The 15,478-nt window shown below is 59.0% G+C and carries 13 protein-coding genes; 11 read left to right on the forward strand and 2 right to left on the reverse strand.

Translation table 11 applies throughout. From position 1 onward, the window contains the following. Positions 1 to 41: 41 nt before the first annotated feature. Positions 42 to 302, reverse strand: coding sequence for a hypothetical protein (locus ACM6I0_RS08540; protein ID WP_222586346.1), 261 nt, complete (start codon positions 300 to 302; stop codon positions 42 to 44). Positions 303 to 475: 173 nt separating this feature from the next. Here ACM6I0_RS08540 and ACM6I0_RS08545 point away from each other — a divergent pair, with 173 nt between their 5' ends. From ACM6I0_RS08545 to ACM6I0_RS08555, 3 genes are all read left to right on the forward strand, one after another. Continuing rightward, complete coding sequence (locus ACM6I0_RS08545; RefSeq protein WP_414922011.1) at positions 476 to 1,036, forward strand: NADPH-dependent FMN reductase; 561 nt, start codon at positions 476 to 478, stop codon at positions 1,034 to 1,036. A 125-nt stretch (positions 1,037 to 1,161) separates the two neighbouring features. After that, positions 1,162 to 1,509, forward strand: a complete 348-nt coding sequence (locus ACM6I0_RS08550) for a metalloregulator ArsR/SmtB family transcription factor (RefSeq protein WP_414922012.1) — start codon at positions 1,162 to 1,164, stop codon at positions 1,507 to 1,509. 30 nt (positions 1,510 to 1,539) lie between these two features. After that, positions 1,540 to 2,823, forward strand: coding sequence for an arsenic transporter (locus ACM6I0_RS08555; protein ID WP_414922013.1), 1,284 nt, complete (start codon positions 1,540 to 1,542; stop codon positions 2,821 to 2,823). A 26-nt stretch (positions 2,824 to 2,849) separates the two neighbouring features. Here the strand turns inward: ACM6I0_RS08555 and ACM6I0_RS08560 are convergent, their stop codons facing one another. Beyond that, on the reverse strand, positions 2,850 to 3,800 hold the full coding sequence (locus tag ACM6I0_RS08560) for a DUF1853 family protein (RefSeq protein WP_285434428.1): 951 nt from the start codon (positions 3,798 to 3,800) through the stop codon (positions 2,850 to 2,852). A 111-nt stretch (positions 3,801 to 3,911) separates the two neighbouring features. Between ACM6I0_RS08560 and ACM6I0_RS08565 the strand changes: the two genes are divergently transcribed. The 8 genes from ACM6I0_RS08565 to ACM6I0_RS08600 all read left to right on the forward strand — a co-directional run bounded on the left by ACM6I0_RS08565 (position 3,912) and on the right by ACM6I0_RS08600 (position 15,343). Continuing rightward, positions 3,912 to 4,802: an NAD(+) kinase gene (locus ACM6I0_RS08565; RefSeq protein ID WP_010459816.1), complete on the forward strand. Its 891-nt coding sequence runs from the start codon at positions 3,912 to 3,914 to the stop codon at positions 4,800 to 4,802. After that, complete coding sequence (locus ACM6I0_RS08570) at positions 4,799 to 5,773, forward strand: metallophosphoesterase (protein WP_414922528.1); 975 nt, start codon at positions 4,799 to 4,801, stop codon at positions 5,771 to 5,773. Before ACM6I0_RS08565 ends, ACM6I0_RS08570 begins: the two co-directional genes overlap by 4 nt. Next, positions 5,770 to 6,639, forward strand: coding sequence for a rhomboid family intramembrane serine protease (locus ACM6I0_RS08575; RefSeq protein WP_285434431.1), 870 nt, complete (start codon positions 5,770 to 5,772; stop codon positions 6,637 to 6,639). Before ACM6I0_RS08570 ends, ACM6I0_RS08575 begins: the two co-directional genes overlap by 4 nt. 35 nt (positions 6,640 to 6,674) lie before the next feature. Continuing rightward, positions 6,675 to 6,935 (forward strand): YeaC family protein, encoded by a 261-nt coding sequence (locus ACM6I0_RS08580; RefSeq protein ID WP_090183249.1) that lies wholly within the window; start codon positions 6,675 to 6,677, stop codon positions 6,933 to 6,935. Next, the gene (locus ACM6I0_RS08585) at positions 6,932 to 7,762 is read left to right on the forward strand and encodes a DUF2797 domain-containing protein (RefSeq protein ID WP_414922014.1); all 831 of its coding nucleotides are present in this window, start codon (positions 6,932 to 6,934) and stop codon (positions 7,760 to 7,762) included. The genes ACM6I0_RS08580 and ACM6I0_RS08585 overlap by 4 nt, the downstream gene beginning before the upstream one ends. 10 nt (positions 7,763 to 7,772) lie before the next feature. After that, positions 7,773 to 10,430, forward strand: a complete 2,658-nt coding sequence (gene pepN, locus ACM6I0_RS08590; RefSeq protein ID WP_414922015.1) for an aminopeptidase N — start codon at positions 7,773 to 7,775, stop codon at positions 10,428 to 10,430. A 1,459-nt stretch (positions 10,431 to 11,889) separates the two neighbouring features. Then, a complete protein-coding gene (locus tag ACM6I0_RS08595; protein WP_285434435.1) occupies positions 11,890 to 12,942 on the forward strand; it encodes a WD40/YVTN/BNR-like repeat-containing protein in 1,053 nt (350 codons plus the stop codon). A gap of 16 nt (positions 12,943 to 12,958) precedes the next feature. Next, positions 12,959 to 15,343: an efflux RND transporter permease subunit gene (locus tag ACM6I0_RS08600; RefSeq protein ID WP_285434436.1), complete on the forward strand. Its 2,385-nt coding sequence runs from the start codon at positions 12,959 to 12,961 to the stop codon at positions 15,341 to 15,343. Positions 15,344 to 15,478 lie beyond the last annotated feature (135 nt).

Below are 15,478 nucleotides of genomic sequence, written 5' to 3' on the forward strand. Positions count from 1 at the left end.
AACTCAAGTGCGCGCATATGACTTCTGCTCATAACGCGAAGTTATGAGGCGACGTTGGTTTCCGGCAGTTTGCCGACATGGGTGTCAGGCTCACGCACGATGGTCACGTCCGATTGCACCAACAGAAACTGGTTGTCATCGAGCTTTTTGACGCGGTCGCCAATAGCCAGTTTGTAGGTGGTGACAGGCGCAGAGCCAGTCAGGCCGTCTGCCGACGGGGTGGATTCCTGGAACTCATGCACGGAATAAACACGGCCTTCCGCGTCTCTTGCATGGAACTGACCGACGAGTACTGCTGCCATCTGCTTAGAACCTCTGGAGATAAATCACTCAATTTGCGGTTCTGTAGACCGTGGTTGGGCGAGGTAAGTTTTCCTACAGGAAAAAAATAGTCAGGGGCGGCGATTTCAGCAGCCCTCTGATGATTCGTCATCTATAACTACAAGTCTTTCCATCGAACAGTCGAGAATCTTCCATGAGCAACGTCTACACGATCGCCGTTATTGTCGGCAGCTTGAGAAAGGATTCGATCAACCGCAAGGTGGCGCTGGCGTTGGCCGACCTGGCGCCGGCCAATCTCAAGCTCAATATCATTGAAATTGGTGACCTGCCGCTCTACAACGAAGACATTGACGGAACTTCTCCGCCGGCAGCCTACAGCACTTTCCGCCAACAAGTGAGTTCATCCGACGCAGTGCTGTTCGTCACCCCTGAATACAACCGCTCGGTGCCGGCACCGTTGAAGAATGCAATCGATGTCGGATCGCGTCCATATGGCAAAAGTGCCTGGAGCGGCAAGCCCGGCGCGGTGATCAGTGCTTCACCGGGTGCAGTCGGCGGATTTGGTGCCAACCATCACCTGCGTCAGTCCATGGTGTTTCTGGATGTGCCGTGCATGCAGCAACCAGAGGCCTACTTGGGTGGCGCTGGCTCCGCGTTCGACGAGGCGGGCAAGGTGTCCGAATCGGTGAAGCCGTTCTTGCAGAACTTCATCAATGCTTACGGCAAGTGGGTCGAACAGTTTAAGAAAGTGTGACAAGCACCCATGGAAAGGAACCTGTTAGCCCGAGCCTGTAACGGTTGCGGTTCTCAGCATTCGCTTTACTGCATATTCGAAATTCCATATATTTCACGCCTCGTTGTCCAGAGGCGTGTTTACCCATGTCCAGTTCTCGCAGTCCCGTCGATATTTTCAAGGCCTTGGCCGATGACACCCGCAGTCGAATCGCGCTGTTGATCGCCCGTGAAGGTGAATTGTGCGTGTGTGAATTGACGGCCGGGCTGGATCTCAGTCAGCCAAAAATTTCCCGTCATCTGGCGCAACTGCGCAGCAATGGCCTGTTGGCGGACCGTCGACAGGGGCAGTGGGTTTTTTATCGCCTGCACCCGGAATTATCGCCGTGGGTCATCACTCTGTTACAGGACGCGCTGGCCGATCACGCCGAGTGGCTGGCCGCTGATGTCGCCCGTTTGCAGGCAATGGCCGATCGCCCGGTACGCTGCTGCTAATCCCTGATTTCTCTTTGAAGGCTGTTTTGCATGCTCATTGCGTCGCTGATTTTTCTGCTGACCATCACCTTGGTGATCTGGCAACCCAAAGGCCTCGGTGTAGGCTGGAGCGCGGTTTTTGGTGCGGTGCTGGCCCTGATTTTCGGCGTGGTTCACCTGAGCGACATCCCGATTGTTTGGCAGATCATCTGGAATGCCACCGGCACGTTTGTGGCGCTGATCATCATCAGTCTGTTATTGGATGAAGCGGGTTTCTTTGCCTGGGCGGCCTTGCATGTGGCGCGTTGGGGGCGGGGCAGCGGACGCAAGCTGTTTGCTTATATGGTGCTGCTCGGGGCGCTGGTGTCGGCGCTGTTCGCCAATGACGGCGCCGCACTGATCCTCACGCCGATCGTGATTTCCATGCTGCTGGCGTTGCGCTTTTCTCCGGCGGCTACGCTGGCGTTCGTGATGGGCGCCGGCTTCATTGCCGATACCGCGAGCCTGCCGCTGGTGGTGTCGAACCTGGTGAACATCGTTTCAGCGGACTTCTTTCACATCACCTTCAATCGTTATGCGGCGGTCATGATTCCGGTCAACGTCGTCAGTGTCGCCGCCACATTGGCGATGTTGATGTGGTTCTTCCGTCGTGACATTCCCAAGGATTACGACCCCGAACAACTGGAGCATCCCGCCACGGCGATCCACGACAAGGCAACGTTTTATGCCGGGTGGGCGGTGCTGGTGATTCTGCTGCTCGGCTGTTTTGCCCTTGAGCCGCTGGGTATTCCGATCAGTGCCATCTCCGCCGTGTGCGCCGCGTTGCTGCTGGCCATCGCCGCCCGTGGCCACAAGATTTCCACGCGCAAGGTCATGAAAGAAGCGCCGTGGCAGATCGTGATTTTCTCGCTGGGCATGTACCTGGTGGTGTATGGCCTGCGCAATGCCGGGCTCACCGGGTATCTGGCGGGGTGGCTGGACGGGTTTGCGCAGTACGGTGTTTGGGGCGCTGCCATGGGGACTGGCGTGCTGACCGCGCTTTTGTCGTCGATCATGAACAACTTGCCGACGGTGCTGATCGGTTTGCTGTCGATCGATGCGAGCCAGGCCACGGGCGTGGTGAAGGAAGCGATGATTTACGCCAACGTCATCGGCAGCGACCTGGGGCCGAAAATCACCCCGATTGGCAGCCTGGCGACGTTGTTGTGGTTGCACGTGCTGCAGCGCAAGAATATTCAGATTGGCTGGGGGTATTACTTCAAGGTCGGGATCGTGTTGACGTTGCCTGTTCTGTTGGTGACGTTGGCGGCGTTGGCGTTGCGGTTGTCCATCTAGACCGGCCGGTGAAGACGATACAAAAATCAGCCACCACCCGGCACATTCGGCCAAAGATCCGCCACCAGGAACAGCCGCTCGGCTTCCTCCCATTCTCCATCGGCATTTTCAGTCAGGCGCACCATCAATTGAGCTGGCGCCTGCGGTTCCAGATCGCTCAGCCAGGCATTCAACTGTTCAGCGTTCCAGGTCAGCTCCGCCGGATAATGCGCCGGCGCCAGCCAAGCGTGGCGGGGCAGGGGTTGCCAGCGACCGAATGGACGCTGCATGACAAATTGCGCCCAGTCCTTCTGATGCAGCCAGCTACCGCGCAAATGCTGCGGATGCGCGCCGGCAGGTGGTTCGGCTTGTCCAGGCCACGGATAGAGCAGGTAACCGCCCAGCCACAGATGCGCGCTGAACTGCTGGATATCCAGCGCCGCCAGTACTTCGCGGCTCTCTGGTCGAGCAGAAATCGGCAACTGATGCTGGGTCAGGTGCGCCAGTTTACGGTCCAGCCGGTCATGACAGCCTGGCCCGAGCCATTGCGCGGTGTCGTGTCCGTCGCCATTTTGCGGGCCCAGGTACAGCTTGATCGCCAGTTCCAGGTGATGCACGCCGTCGCGGTCGCGCAATAGCATGTCCAGTTCGCCAAGCGTGTGACCTTCGCGACGGATCGGCATGTTGGCCGCGATCAAGTCGATGCCTGGCGCGTGGCGCACGGCGTACTGCCACAAGCGCTCGTAATACAGGCCCAGTCGCCGCGTCCTGGCCTGCGCCAGCCAGTGCAGCAAGTCATAGCTGTCGTGGTCCAGTTGCCGCAGCCAGTGCTCCAGCCGGTCCGGCGCCTGCACCCAGTCACTGCCGGCCAGCGGATGCCGCTGTGGCCACGGCGTTTCGCCGAGCATCGGCGGCGCGAGGATGACCCAGGCCAGGTCGCGCACTTCAGGGTGGCGCAACCGATGGGGTAACTGGAGCAAATCGGGAAATAGGATCATCTTGCGAGCATAGCCTTAATCGGAGTACATCCTTGTGGCTGAAAGGATTTTGTCTATCCCGCGCTTTCGCCCATAATCGTGTTTTTCGCCGTCACAGACCTCAGGGGCCCCATGGAGCAATTTCGTAATATCGGCATCATCGGTCGCCTGGGCAGTTCGCAGGTGCTGGATACCGTCCGCCGACTGAAACGCTTTCTGCTCGATCGTCATCTGCACGTGATCCTCGAAGACACCATCGCCGAAGTCTTGCCCGGCCATGGCCTGCAAACCTCGTCGCGCAAGATGCTCGGCGAAGTCTGTGACATGGTGATTGTGGTCGGCGGCGACGGCAGCCTGCTCGGCGCCGCGCGTGCCTTGGCCCGACACAATATCCCGGTGCTTGGCATCAACCGGGGCAGCCTGGGTTTCCTGACCGATATCCGCCCCGATGAGCTGGAAGTCAAAGTCGCCGAAGTGCTCGACGGCCATTATCTGGTGGAAAACCGTTTCCTGCTGCAAGCCGAAGTCCGCCGCCATGCCGAGGCCATAGGCCAGGGCGATGCGCTGAACGACGTGGTGCTGCACCCCGGCAAATCCACGCGCATGATCGAGTTCGAGCTGTACATCGACGGCCAGTTCGTATGCAGCCAGAAGGCCGACGGCCTGATCGTCGCCACGCCTACCGGTTCGACCGCCTACGCGCTGTCGGCGGGCGGGCCGATCATGCACCCCAAGCTTGACGCTATTGTGATAGTGCCGATGTACCCCCATACCTTGTCAGGCAGGCCAATTGTGGTCGATGGCAACAGTGAGCTGAAAATCGTCGTGTCCAAAGATATGCAGATCTACCCGCAAGTCTCCTGTGACGGGCAGAACCATTTCACCTGCGCGCCGGGTGACACTATCACCATTAGCAAAAAGGCCCAGAAACTGCGGCTGATTCACCCGCTCGACCACAATTACTATGAAGTCTGCCGGACCAAGCTCGGCTGGGGCAGTCGGTTGGGTGGTGGAGGCGACTGATGCTCGATCCCGCGCGTAGCTACGACCTGATCGGTGACGTGCACGGTTGCGCTCTGACCCTTGAGCACTTGCTCGACCGGCTCGGTTATCACAAACAAGGTGGCGTCTGGCGACACCCGTCACGCATGGCGGTGTTCGTTGGCGACATCATCGACCGCGGTCCGCGAATTCGTGAGGCGCTGTACATCGTCCACGACATGGTCGAGGCCGGGCAGGCGCTGTGCATTATGGGCAACCATGAATTCAACGCGCTGGGCTGGGCCACCCCCGCACCTCCGGGCAGCGGCAAGCAGTTCGTGCGCGAACACACGCCACGTCATGCACGCTTGCTGGGCGAAACCTTGACTCAATTCGAACAGCATCCCGGCGACTGGCATGATTTCCAGCAATGGTTCTACGAACTGCCCCTGTTCGTCGACGCCGGACGCTTTCGCGTGGTGCACGCCTGCTGGGATTCGGGCTTGATCGAACCGTTGCGCGCGCTGTTTCCCAATGGTTGCATCGACGAACATTTCCTCCAGGCTTCGGCCGTGCCGGGCAGCTTCGCCTGCACCGTGTTCGATCGCTTGCTGCGCGGCACTGACATGCGCTTGCCTGACGGGTTGACCATGACCAGCGGCGATGGCCTGACGCGCTCGTTCTTTCGCACCAAGTTCTGGGAAGACGACCCGCAAACCTACGGAGATATTGTGTTCCAGCCTGATGCCTTGCCTGAGCCCGTGGCCCGAAAGCCACTGTCTTCAACGGAAAAAAACACTTTGTTGCGCTATGGCGTCGATGAACCGTTGCTGTTCGTCGGCCACTATTGGCGCAGCGGCAAACCGGCGCCGATCCGTCCGAACCTGGCCTGCCTGGACTACAGCGCGGTGCTTTACGGCAAACTGGTCGCTTATCGCCTGGATCAGGAAACCCGGCTCGATCCGCACAAATTCGTCTGGGTCGATGTCGAGCGGCCGGAGGTGCTGCAATGAGTGTGGTTGCCGTGCTGCGTCTGCCGTTGGCGGTGGATTTGAGCGGGTTCGTCAAACTGCTGCAGCGCATGCAAGTGCCGCATCGCGTCAGCGAAGAAGCGGGCGAGCAGGTGCTGTGGGTGCCGGCCAATATCAGCGAAGACGTGCGTTCCCTGTACGAACGCTTTCCGGAAGGTGACCCTGATCAGCAACTGGACATTCCGGTGGCGCACACCACCAGGCGGCCCGGTTTTGTGGAGCAATTGCGTCACGCCAGGGCGACCGGGTTGGTGCTGCTGTTGAGCCTGATTGTCGGCGCAGTGACGCTGCTGGGTGAAAACCTCGACACGATGCGCTGGCTGACCTTCCTCGATTTTCGCGTTGTCGGCGACTATATCCAGTTCGTGCCGCTGGCTGACGGCTTGGCGGCAGGGCAGTGGTGGCGTCTGGTGACGCCGATGCTGATCCACTTCGGCATCCTGCACCTGGCCATGAACGGCATGTGGTATTGGGAGCTGGGGCGGCGCATCGAGTCGCGCCAGGGCAGCATCAACCTGATCGGCCTGACCTTGCTGTTCAGCCTGGTCTCCAATTACGCCCAGTATTATTTCAGCGGTCCGACCCTGTTCGGTGGGTTGTCTGGCGTGCTGTATGGCTTGCTTGGGCATTGCTGGATCTTCCAGCTGTTGTCGCCGAACCCGGCTTATCGCCTGCCGCGCGGCGTGCTGGTGATGATGCTGGTGTGGCTGGTGCTGTGCATGTCCGGGCTGGTCTCGATGATCGGCTTCGGTGAAATTGCCAATGCCGCCCACGTCGGCGGGTTGCTCGTCGGATGCTTGACCGGTTTGTTGGGCGGTTTGTACAACCGCCGTAAACTGGCCGTCTGAAACCGTTATGTGAATTTAAGCGCGCGGAGCTCTTGATGTCCTCTTTTAACGAAATGATCCAAAACATCACCCCCGATATCTACCAGAGCCTGAAACTGGCGGTGGAAATCGGCAAATGGTCCGACGGTGGCAAGCTCACCGCCGAGCAGCGCGAACTGTCGTTGCAGGCGATGATCGCCTGGGAAATCCAGAACCTGCCCGAGGAAGAGCGTACCGGCTACATGGGGCCGCAGGAGTGCAGCTCGAAGTCGATCAGCGTGCCCAATATCCTGTTCAAATCGGATGCCGTCCATTGATTGAGATTGGCCGCGGTGCAATCAGCAAAATGTCGGCGCGCCTTGACGGGCCGGACGTGCAGTACGCGTTTCGTCTGGATGACGTCGAGGTCCCGGTCAATCCATTGATCGGCAGCACGGTGCGTCTGGAATACCTGGGGGCGATTTTTTGCTCCCATTGCGGACGCAAGACCAAAACCAGTTTCAGCCAGGGTTATTGCTACCCGTGCATGACCAAGCTGGCCCAGTGCGACCTCTGCATCATGAGCCCGGAGCGTTGCCACTACGACGCAGGCACTTGCCGTGAGCCGGAGTGGGGCGAGAAGTTCTGCATGACCGATCACATTGTGTATCTGTCCAATTCTTCCGGCGTGAAAGTCGGGATCACCCGCGCCACCCAGCTCCCGACCCGCTGGATCGACCAGGGCGCGCGTCAGGCGCTGCCGATCATGCGTGTGTCGACGCGCCAGCAGTCGGGCTTCGTCGAAGACCTGTTTCGCAGTCAGGTAGCGGACAAGACCAACTGGCGTGCATTGCTCAAGGGTGATGCGATTTCGGTGGACCTGGCTCAGGTTCGTGATCAATTGTTTGAAAGCTGTGCCGAAGGTTTGCAGGGTTTGCAGGAACGATTTGGCTTACAGGCAATCCAGACCATTGCCGACGTAGAAACCCTCGAAATCCGCTATCCGGTCGAGCAATACCCGGCCAAGATTGTCAGCTTCAACCTGGACAAGAATCCGATTGCCGAAGGCACGCTGTTGGGGATCAAGGGCCAATACCTGATTTTCGACACTGGCGTGATCAATATTCGTAAGTACACGGCTTATCAGCTCGCCGTGCATCAGTAAGGACTCCAGCATGCGCACCGAACAACCGAAGATGATTTACCTGAAGGACTATCAGGCGCCCGAGTACCTGATCGACGAGACGCACCTGACCTTCGAGTTGTTCGAGGACCATAGCCTGGTCCATGCGCAACTGGTGATGCGCCGCAATCCTGAACGTGGCCCGGGCTTGCCGCCGCTGGTCCTCGATGGCCAGCAACTGGAGCTGTTGACGGTCAACCTGGCTGACCGCGAACTTGGCATTGGCGACTATGAGCTGACCGAAAATCATCTGACGCTGCAGCCGTTGAGCGAACGCTTCACGGTCGATACCAGCGTGCGCATTCATCCGGAAACCAACACCGCGCTGGAGGGTTTGTACAAATCCAGCGGCATGTTCTGCACCCAGTGCGAGGCCGAAGGCTTCCGCAAGATCACCTATTACCTCGACCGCCCGGACGTGATGAGCAAGTTCACCACCACGGTGGTCGCCGAGCAGCACAGTTATCCGGTGCTGCTGTCCAACGGCAACCCGATTGCCAGTGGTCCTGGCGAAGACGGCCGCCACTGGGCGACCTGGGAAGACCCTTTCATGAAGCCGGCGTACCTGTTTGCGCTGGTGGCCGGTGATTTGTGGTGTGTTGAAGACACTTTCACCACCATGACCGAGCGCTCCGTGGCGCTGCGCATCTATGTCGAGCCGGAAAACATCGACAAGTGCCAGCACGCGATGAACAGCCTGAAGAAGTCGATGCGTTGGGATGAAGAGGTTTACGGTCGCGAGTACGACCTGGACATCTTCATGATCGTCGCGGTCAACGACTTCAACATGGGTGCGATGGAGAACAAGGGCCTCAACATCTTCAACTCCAGCGCGGTGCTGGCCCGCGCCGAAACCGCGACCGACGCTGCGCACCAGCGTGTCGAGGCGATCGTCGCTCACGAATACTTCCACAACTGGTCGGGCAACCGCGTGACCTGCCGCGACTGGTTCCAGTTGTCGTTGAAGGAAGGCTTCACCGTTTTCCGCGATTCCGGTTTCTCCGCCGACATGAACTCGGCGACCGTGAAACGCATCCAGGACGTGGCGTACCTGCGCACTCATCAGTTCGCCGAGGACGCGGGTCCCATGGCTCACGCCGTGCGCCCGGACAGCTTCATCGAGATTTCCAACTTCTACACCCTGACCGTGTACGAAAAGGGTTCGGAAGTCGTGGGCATGATCCACACCTTGCTCGGCGCCGAAGGGTTCCGCAAAGGCAGCGACCTGTATTTCGATCGCCATGACGGCCAGGCCGTGACGTGCGATGACTTTATCAAGGCCATGGAAGACGCCAACGGTGTCGACCTGACCCAATTCAAGCGCTGGTACAGCCAGGCCGGCACACCGCGCCTGGCGGTCAGCGAGTCTTACGATGCCGCGGCGAAAACCTACAGCCTGACCTTCCGCCAGAGCTGCCCGGCAACCCCGGACAAGGTCGAGAAGTTACCTTTCGTGATTCCGGTGGAACTGGGCCTGCTGGACGCCAAAGGCGCGGCGATTGCCTTGCGTCTTTCCGGTGAAGACCGTGCTCAAGGCACATCACGGGTCATTTCGGTGACTGAAGCCGAACAGACGTTCACCTTCGTCGACATCGCTGAACAGCCGCTGCCTTCGCTGCTGCGCGGGTTCTCAGCACCGGTGAAACTGAGCTTCCCGTATAACCGCGATCAGCTGATGTTCCTGATGCAGCATGACAGCGATGGTTTCAACCGCTGGGATGCCGGTCAGCAACTGTCGGTCCAGGTGTTGCAGGAGTTGATCGCTCAGCATCAGAAGGGCGAGACACTGGTGCTGGATCAGCGCCTGATTTCAGCTCTGCGCACTGTGCTGTCCGACGAGACGCTGGATCAGGCGATGGTGGCGGAAATGCTCTCGCTGCCGGGCGAGGCATACTTGACTGAAATCAGCGAAGTGGCGGATGTTGATGCCATCCATATCGCTCGTGAGTTTGCTCGCAAGCAATTGGCTGAGGGTTTGTTCGAGGCGTTGTGGTTGCGTTATCAGGCTAATCGCGATCTGTCGAAGAAAACCCCGTATGTGGCTGAGGCCGAGCATTTCGCTCGTCGTGCGTTGCAGAATATTGCGCTGTCGTACTTGATGCTTAGCGGTAAGCCGGAAGTCCTTGCGGCGACGCTGGAGCAGTTCGAGACCAGCGATAACATGACCGAGCGCCTGACCGCGTTGGCGGTGTTGGTGAATTCGCCGTTCGAAGACGAGAAGGCCAAGGCGTTGGCGAGTTTTGCCGAGCACTTCAAGGACAATCCGCTGGTTATGGATCAGTGGTTCAGTGTTCAGGCGGGCAGCACGTTGCCGGGTGGTCTGGAGCGGGTTCGGCAGTTGATGCAGCATCCGGCGTTCAATATCAAGAACCCCAACAAGGTGCGGGCGCTGGTGGGTGCGTTTGCGGGGCAGAATCTGATCAATTTCCATGCGGCGGATGGTTCGGGGTATCGGTTCCTGGCTGATCTGGTGATTGAGTTGAACGGGTTTAATCCGCAGATTGCTTCGCGGCAGTTGGCGCCGCTGACTCGCTGGCGCAAATATGATGATGCGCGTCAGGCGTTGATGAAGGGTGAGCTGGAGCGGATTCGTGCTTCTGGGCAGCTTTCCAGTGATGTGTTTGAGGTGGTCAGTAAAAGTTTGGCTTGAGGTTGGTTTGGGTTCCCACAGGTGTTCACTCGAACCCTGTGGGAGCGAGCTTGCTCGCGATGGCGGCCTGATAGCTGACCATGTTGTTTTTGGGTGTACATATCCATTTCTGCGGTAACGGCGGCTGGCGGTTTCGCCCTTACGGCGACTCACTTTTTTTACAAACGCCTAAAAAAAGTAAGCAAAAAAACGCTTGCTCCTACGTTCGGCCCACTCGCTGGGGCTCGGGGTTCCTTCGCTCCGGGATCCATCCGGGGGGCATCGCCTCCGGTTTGCTTCGCTGCACCTCCTCTCGATGTGTTCGACTTCGTCGAACGGTCGCTGCGCTCCCACCCCGGATGAATCCCTCCACTCAGCCTTCCGATGTCGCCCGTGGATCAAGATCAAGAGCTGCAGCCGAGCTAACGCTCATCCTGTTGAGTGGTGAAGAGCGGGCGGTATGCCCCGATTTACTGTGGGAGCTAGCCTGCTAGCGATGGCGGCCTGACAGCCGACCAAACTCCCGCAGATGCACACCGAACCTTGTGGGAGCTGGCCTGCCAGCGATGGCGCCCAACCAGCCGACCAATCTCCTGCAGATGTGCACCGACCCCTGTGGGAGCTGGCTTGTCGGGCCTCCGCATCGCAGCGATGGCGGCCTGACAGCCGACCAAACTCCCGCAGATGCACACCGAACCTTGTGGGAGCTAGCCTGCCAGCGATGGCGCCCAATCAGCCGACCAATCTCCTGCAGATGTGCACCGACCCCTGTGGGAGCTGGCTTGTCGGGCCGCCGCATCTCAGCGATGGCGGCCTGGCAGCCGACAAATATCTTTCTGAGGTGCACTATCCAACTGTGGAAGCTGGCTTGTCAGGCCGGTGCATGGCTGTAAAAGGCGACCAGCGATGTGGCTGTGGACGTGGCTTTTGATCTTGATCTTGATCTTGATCTGCTTTTGATCTTTCGCCCCTTCGGCAGGCCGAGCGTAGGTGTCCATCAGGGGGTTAGGCGCGTAGCGCCGTGCGGCGAAGCCGCACACATCGAGAGGAGGTCGTCGCGAAGCAGACCGGAGGCGATGCCCCCTGATGGACACCGTAGCGAGGGTACGCGGAGCCTCAGCGAGGCGCCGTACGCCGGGGCGAAGCCTTTTGCTTACTTTTCGGCGTCTGGAAAAGTGAGTCGCTGTAAGAGCGAAACCATAATCAGCCGTTACCGCAGCAACGGATATGCACTTGCTATCAAATATCACACCTGCGAATGCTCCATCATTCACTGGCTCCCCATACCCCCCAGGTTAACAAAACATAACGTGGCGTCGATTGTCAGACCTTTCCAAACCCCGATAGGATAAGCCAGCTTCCGAAGGGGCTCTAGATTGCGCATTTCAGGACTATGCTCCAGAACAGGCAATCGCAATACGCACCCCTTACGGCGCCCTGAAAGGTTAAACGACCTAACAATAATAATGGGGGAAGGTCTATGAGTGAGCCTGTCATGGGTGTGGGTATCTGCCGCCCGCCGGCAATACGCAAATTCGCGTTGCTGGCTACAGCGCTCTCGCTGTTGGGCTGCGCCATGTTGTCGGGACCCGCGCTGGCCACTGCCGCGCCGGCGTCCGATGTGGTCTATTCCGTTGAATCCGCCAAAGCCAGCAAAAGCCTGATGCTCGACGTTGCCCACGCCGGCAAACGCCTGGTGGCAGTCGGGGATCGCGGGCACATTCTGTACTCCGATGACCAGGGCACAACCTGGACCCAGGCCAAGGTGCCGACCCGGCAACTGCTGACCTCGGTGTATTTCGTCGATGACAAACACGGTTGGGCCGTCGGCCATGACGCACAGATCCTCGCCAGCGAGGACGGCGGCGTCACATGGACCAAGCAATTCGAAGATCTGAAACGCGAATCGCCGTTGCTCGACGTCTGGTTCAAGGACGTCAACAGCGGCTTTGCCGTGGGCGCGTACGGTAATTTGATGACCACCACCGATGGCGGCAAAAACTGGGAAGACGCCAGCGACCGCCTGGACAACGAAGACCAGTACCACCTCAACGCCATCGCCGCGGTCAAGGATGCCGGGCTGTTCATCGTCGGCGAGCAGGGCAGCATGTTCCGCTCCGCCGATTGGGGCCAGACCTGGGAGAAGCTTGAAGGTCCTTACCAGGGTTCGCTGTTCGGCGTGATCGGCACCGCCCAGCCCAACACACTGTTGGCCTACGGACTGCGCGGCAACCTGTTTCGCTCCACCGATTTCGGCACCACCTGGGAGCCGGTCGAGCTCAAGGCGGCTCGCGGTGCGCTGGAGTTTGGTCTGTCGGGCGCCACGTTGCTCGACGACGGTTCCATCGTAATCGTCGGCAACGGCGGTTCGGTGATTCGCAGCAACGACAACGGCGAAACCTTCAGCGTGTTCAACCGGCCGGATCGCATTTCCGTGTCGGCAGTGACGGCGGCAGGCAACGGTAATCTGATTCTGGCAGGACAGGGCGGCGTTCGCGCTACTTCGCCAACCGGCTCAGAGCTGGGCAAATAATAAGAAGGGCGGAGCTATGACATCCATGACAACCCATCAACAGGACAAGGCGACGTTTCTTGAGCGCCTGATCTTCAATAACCGCCCGGCAGTGATCGTCATCTGCCTGCTGGTCAGCATTTTCCTGTTCTGGCAGGCAACGCTGATCCGGCCGTCCACCAGTTTCGAAAAAATGATCCCCCTCGAGCATCCCTTCATCCAGAAGATGATGGAGCACCGCAACGACCTGGCGAACCTGGGCAACACGGTGCGGATTTCCGTGGAGGCCACTGACGGCGACATCTTCTCCAAGGAATACATGGAGACCCTGCGCCAGATCAACGACGAAGTGTTCTACATTTCCGGCGTCGACCGTTCCGGCCTCAAGTCATTGTGGAGCCCGAGCGTACGCTGGACCGAAGTGACGGAGGAGGGTTTTGCCGGCGGTGAAGTGATCCCGCAGAGCTATAACGGCTCCCAGCAAAGCCTCGACCTGTTGCGCAACAACGTGCTCAAGTCCGGTCAGGTCGGGCGTCTGGTGGCCAACGACTTCAAGTCGAGCATCGTCGATATTCCGCTGCTGGAGTCCTACCCGGACCCGCAGGACCAGGGCAAGTTGCTGGCGCTGGACTACCGCAAGTTCTCCCACGAACTTGAAGACAAGATCCGCAACAAGTTCGAAGTCCAGAACCCTAACGTGAAGATCCACATCGTCGGTTTCGCCAAGAAAGTCGGCGACCTGATCGATGGCCTGGTCATGGTGGTGATGTTCTTCGGCGTCGCCTTCATCATCACCTTGATCCTGCTGTACTGGTTCACCAACTGCATGCGCAGCACCGTGGCGGTATTGAGTACGACGCTGGTGGCGGTGGTCTGGCAGTTGGGGCTGATGCACTTTTTTGGTTTCGGGCTCGATCCTTACTCGATGCTGGTGCCGTTCCTGATTTTCGCCATCGGTATTTCCCACGGCGTGCAGAAGATCAACGGCATCGCCTTGCAGTCCAGTGACGCGGACAACGCGTTGACCGCTGCACGCCGCACGTTCCGCCAGCTGTTCCTGCCGGGGATGATCGCGATCCTCGCCGATGCCGTGGGCTTTATCACGCTGCTGATCATCGACATCGGTGTGATCCGTGAGCTGGCGATCGGGGCCTCCATTGGTGTGGCGGTTATCGTGTTCACCAACCTGATTCTGCTGCCGGTGGCGATTTCCTACGTTGGTATCAGCAAACGTGCCGTCGCGCGCAGCAAGAAAGACGCCCACCGCGAACACCCGTTCTGGCGCCTGCTGGCGAACTTTGCCAGCCCGAAGGTAGCGCCGGTGTCGATCGTCCTGGCCTTGCTGGCCTTTGGCGGTGGCCTCTGGTACAGCCAGAACCTGAAAATCGGCGACCTCGATCAAGGCGCGCCGGAGCTGCGTCCGGATTCGCGCTACAACAAGGACAACAACTTCATCATCAGCAATTACTCCACCAGTTCCGACGTGCTGGTGGTGATGGTCAAGACCAAGGCCGAAGGTTGCTCGCGTTATGAAGCCATGGCGCCAATTGACGAACTGATGTGGAAGATGCAGAACACCGAGGGCGTGCAGTCGGCGATCTCGCTGGTGACCGTGTCCAAGCAGATGATCAAGGGCATGAACGAAGGCAACCTGAAATGGGAAACCCTGTCGCGCAACCCGGACGTGCTGAACAATTCCATCGCTCGTGCTGACGGCCTGTACAACAACAGTTGCTCCCTGGCGCCGGTGCTGGTGTTCCTCAACGATCACAAGGCTGCCACCCTGGATCGCGCGGTGCATGCCGTGCAGGACTTCGCCAAGGAGAACAACAAGGAAGGCCTGGAATTCATCCTCGCGGCCGGTAACGCCGGTATCGAGGCGGCCACCAATGAGGTGATCAAGGAATCCGAGCTGACCATCCTGATCCTCGTCTACATCTGCGTCGCGACCATGTGCATGATTACCTTCCGTTCCTGGGCGGCGACTTTGTGCATCGTGTTGCCGCTGGTCCTGACCTCGGTCCTGGGCAACGCCCTGATGGCGTTCATGGGCATCGGCGTGAAAGTCGCGACGCTGCCGGTGGTGGCGCTGGGCGTGGGGATTGGCGTGGACTACGGCATCTACATCTACAGCCGTCTGGAAAGCTTCCTGCGGGCTGGCCTGCCGTTGCAAGAGGCGTACTACCAGACGCTGAAGTCCACCGGTAAAGCCGTGCTGTTCACCGGCCTGTGCCTGGCGATTGGCGTGTGCACCTGGATTTTCTCGGCCATCAAGTTCCAGGCCGACATGGGCCTGATGCTGACCTTCATGCTGCTCTGGAATATGTTTGGCGCACTTTGGCTGTTGCCAGCGCTGGCACGGTTCCTGATCAAACCGGAGAAACTGGCTGGACAGAAGGGCAACTCGCTGTTCGCTCATTGATCTCTGGCTGAAACAGAAAAGCCGCAACCTGAGGTTGCGGCTTTTTTATGCCTCAATTTCACACCAAACCCCTGTAGGAGTGAGCCTGCTCGCGATGAAGGAGTGTCATTCAACATAGATGTTGAATGTTAGACC

It is taken from the genome of Pseudomonas sp. IT-P294, assembly GCF_949767865.1.
In the GTDB taxonomy this organism is placed as follows: domain Bacteria; phylum Pseudomonadota; class Gammaproteobacteria; order Pseudomonadales; family Pseudomonadaceae; genus Aquipseudomonas.

Excerpts from the sequence above, each read along its gene's own strand:
- ACM6I0_RS08560 (WP_285434428.1), bottom strand. The coding sequence starts at position 3,800 with ATGATCCTATTTCCCGATTTGCTCCAGTTACCCCATCGGTTGCGCCAC.
- ACM6I0_RS08540 (WP_222586346.1), bottom strand. The coding sequence starts at position 302 with ATGGCAGCAGTACTCGTCGGTCAGTTCCATGCAAGAGACGCGGAAGGC.
- ACM6I0_RS08580 (WP_090183249.1), top strand. The coding sequence starts at position 6,675 with ATGTCCTCTTTTAACGAAATGATCCAAAACATCACCCCCGATATCTAC.
- ACM6I0_RS08550 (WP_414922012.1), top strand. The coding sequence starts at position 1,162 with ATGTCCAGTTCTCGCAGTCCCGTCGATATTTTCAAGGCCTTGGCCGAT.
- ACM6I0_RS08575 (WP_285434431.1), top strand. The coding sequence starts at position 5,770 with ATGAGTGTGGTTGCCGTGCTGCGTCTGCCGTTGGCGGTGGATTTGAGC.
- ACM6I0_RS08545 (WP_414922011.1), top strand. The coding sequence starts at position 476 with ATGAGCAACGTCTACACGATCGCCGTTATTGTCGGCAGCTTGAGAAAG.
- pepN (WP_414922015.1), top strand. The coding sequence starts at position 7,773 with ATGCGCACCGAACAACCGAAGATGATTTACCTGAAGGACTATCAGGCG.
- ACM6I0_RS08600 (WP_285434436.1), top strand. The coding sequence starts at position 12,959 with ATGACATCCATGACAACCCATCAACAGGACAAGGCGACGTTTCTTGAG.
- ACM6I0_RS08565 (WP_010459816.1), top strand. The coding sequence starts at position 3,912 with ATGGAGCAATTTCGTAATATCGGCATCATCGGTCGCCTGGGCAGTTCG.
- ACM6I0_RS08595 (WP_285434435.1), top strand. The coding sequence starts at position 11,890 with ATGAGTGAGCCTGTCATGGGTGTGGGTATCTGCCGCCCGCCGGCAATA.
- ACM6I0_RS08555 (WP_414922013.1), top strand. The coding sequence starts at position 1,540 with ATGCTCATTGCGTCGCTGATTTTTCTGCTGACCATCACCTTGGTGATC.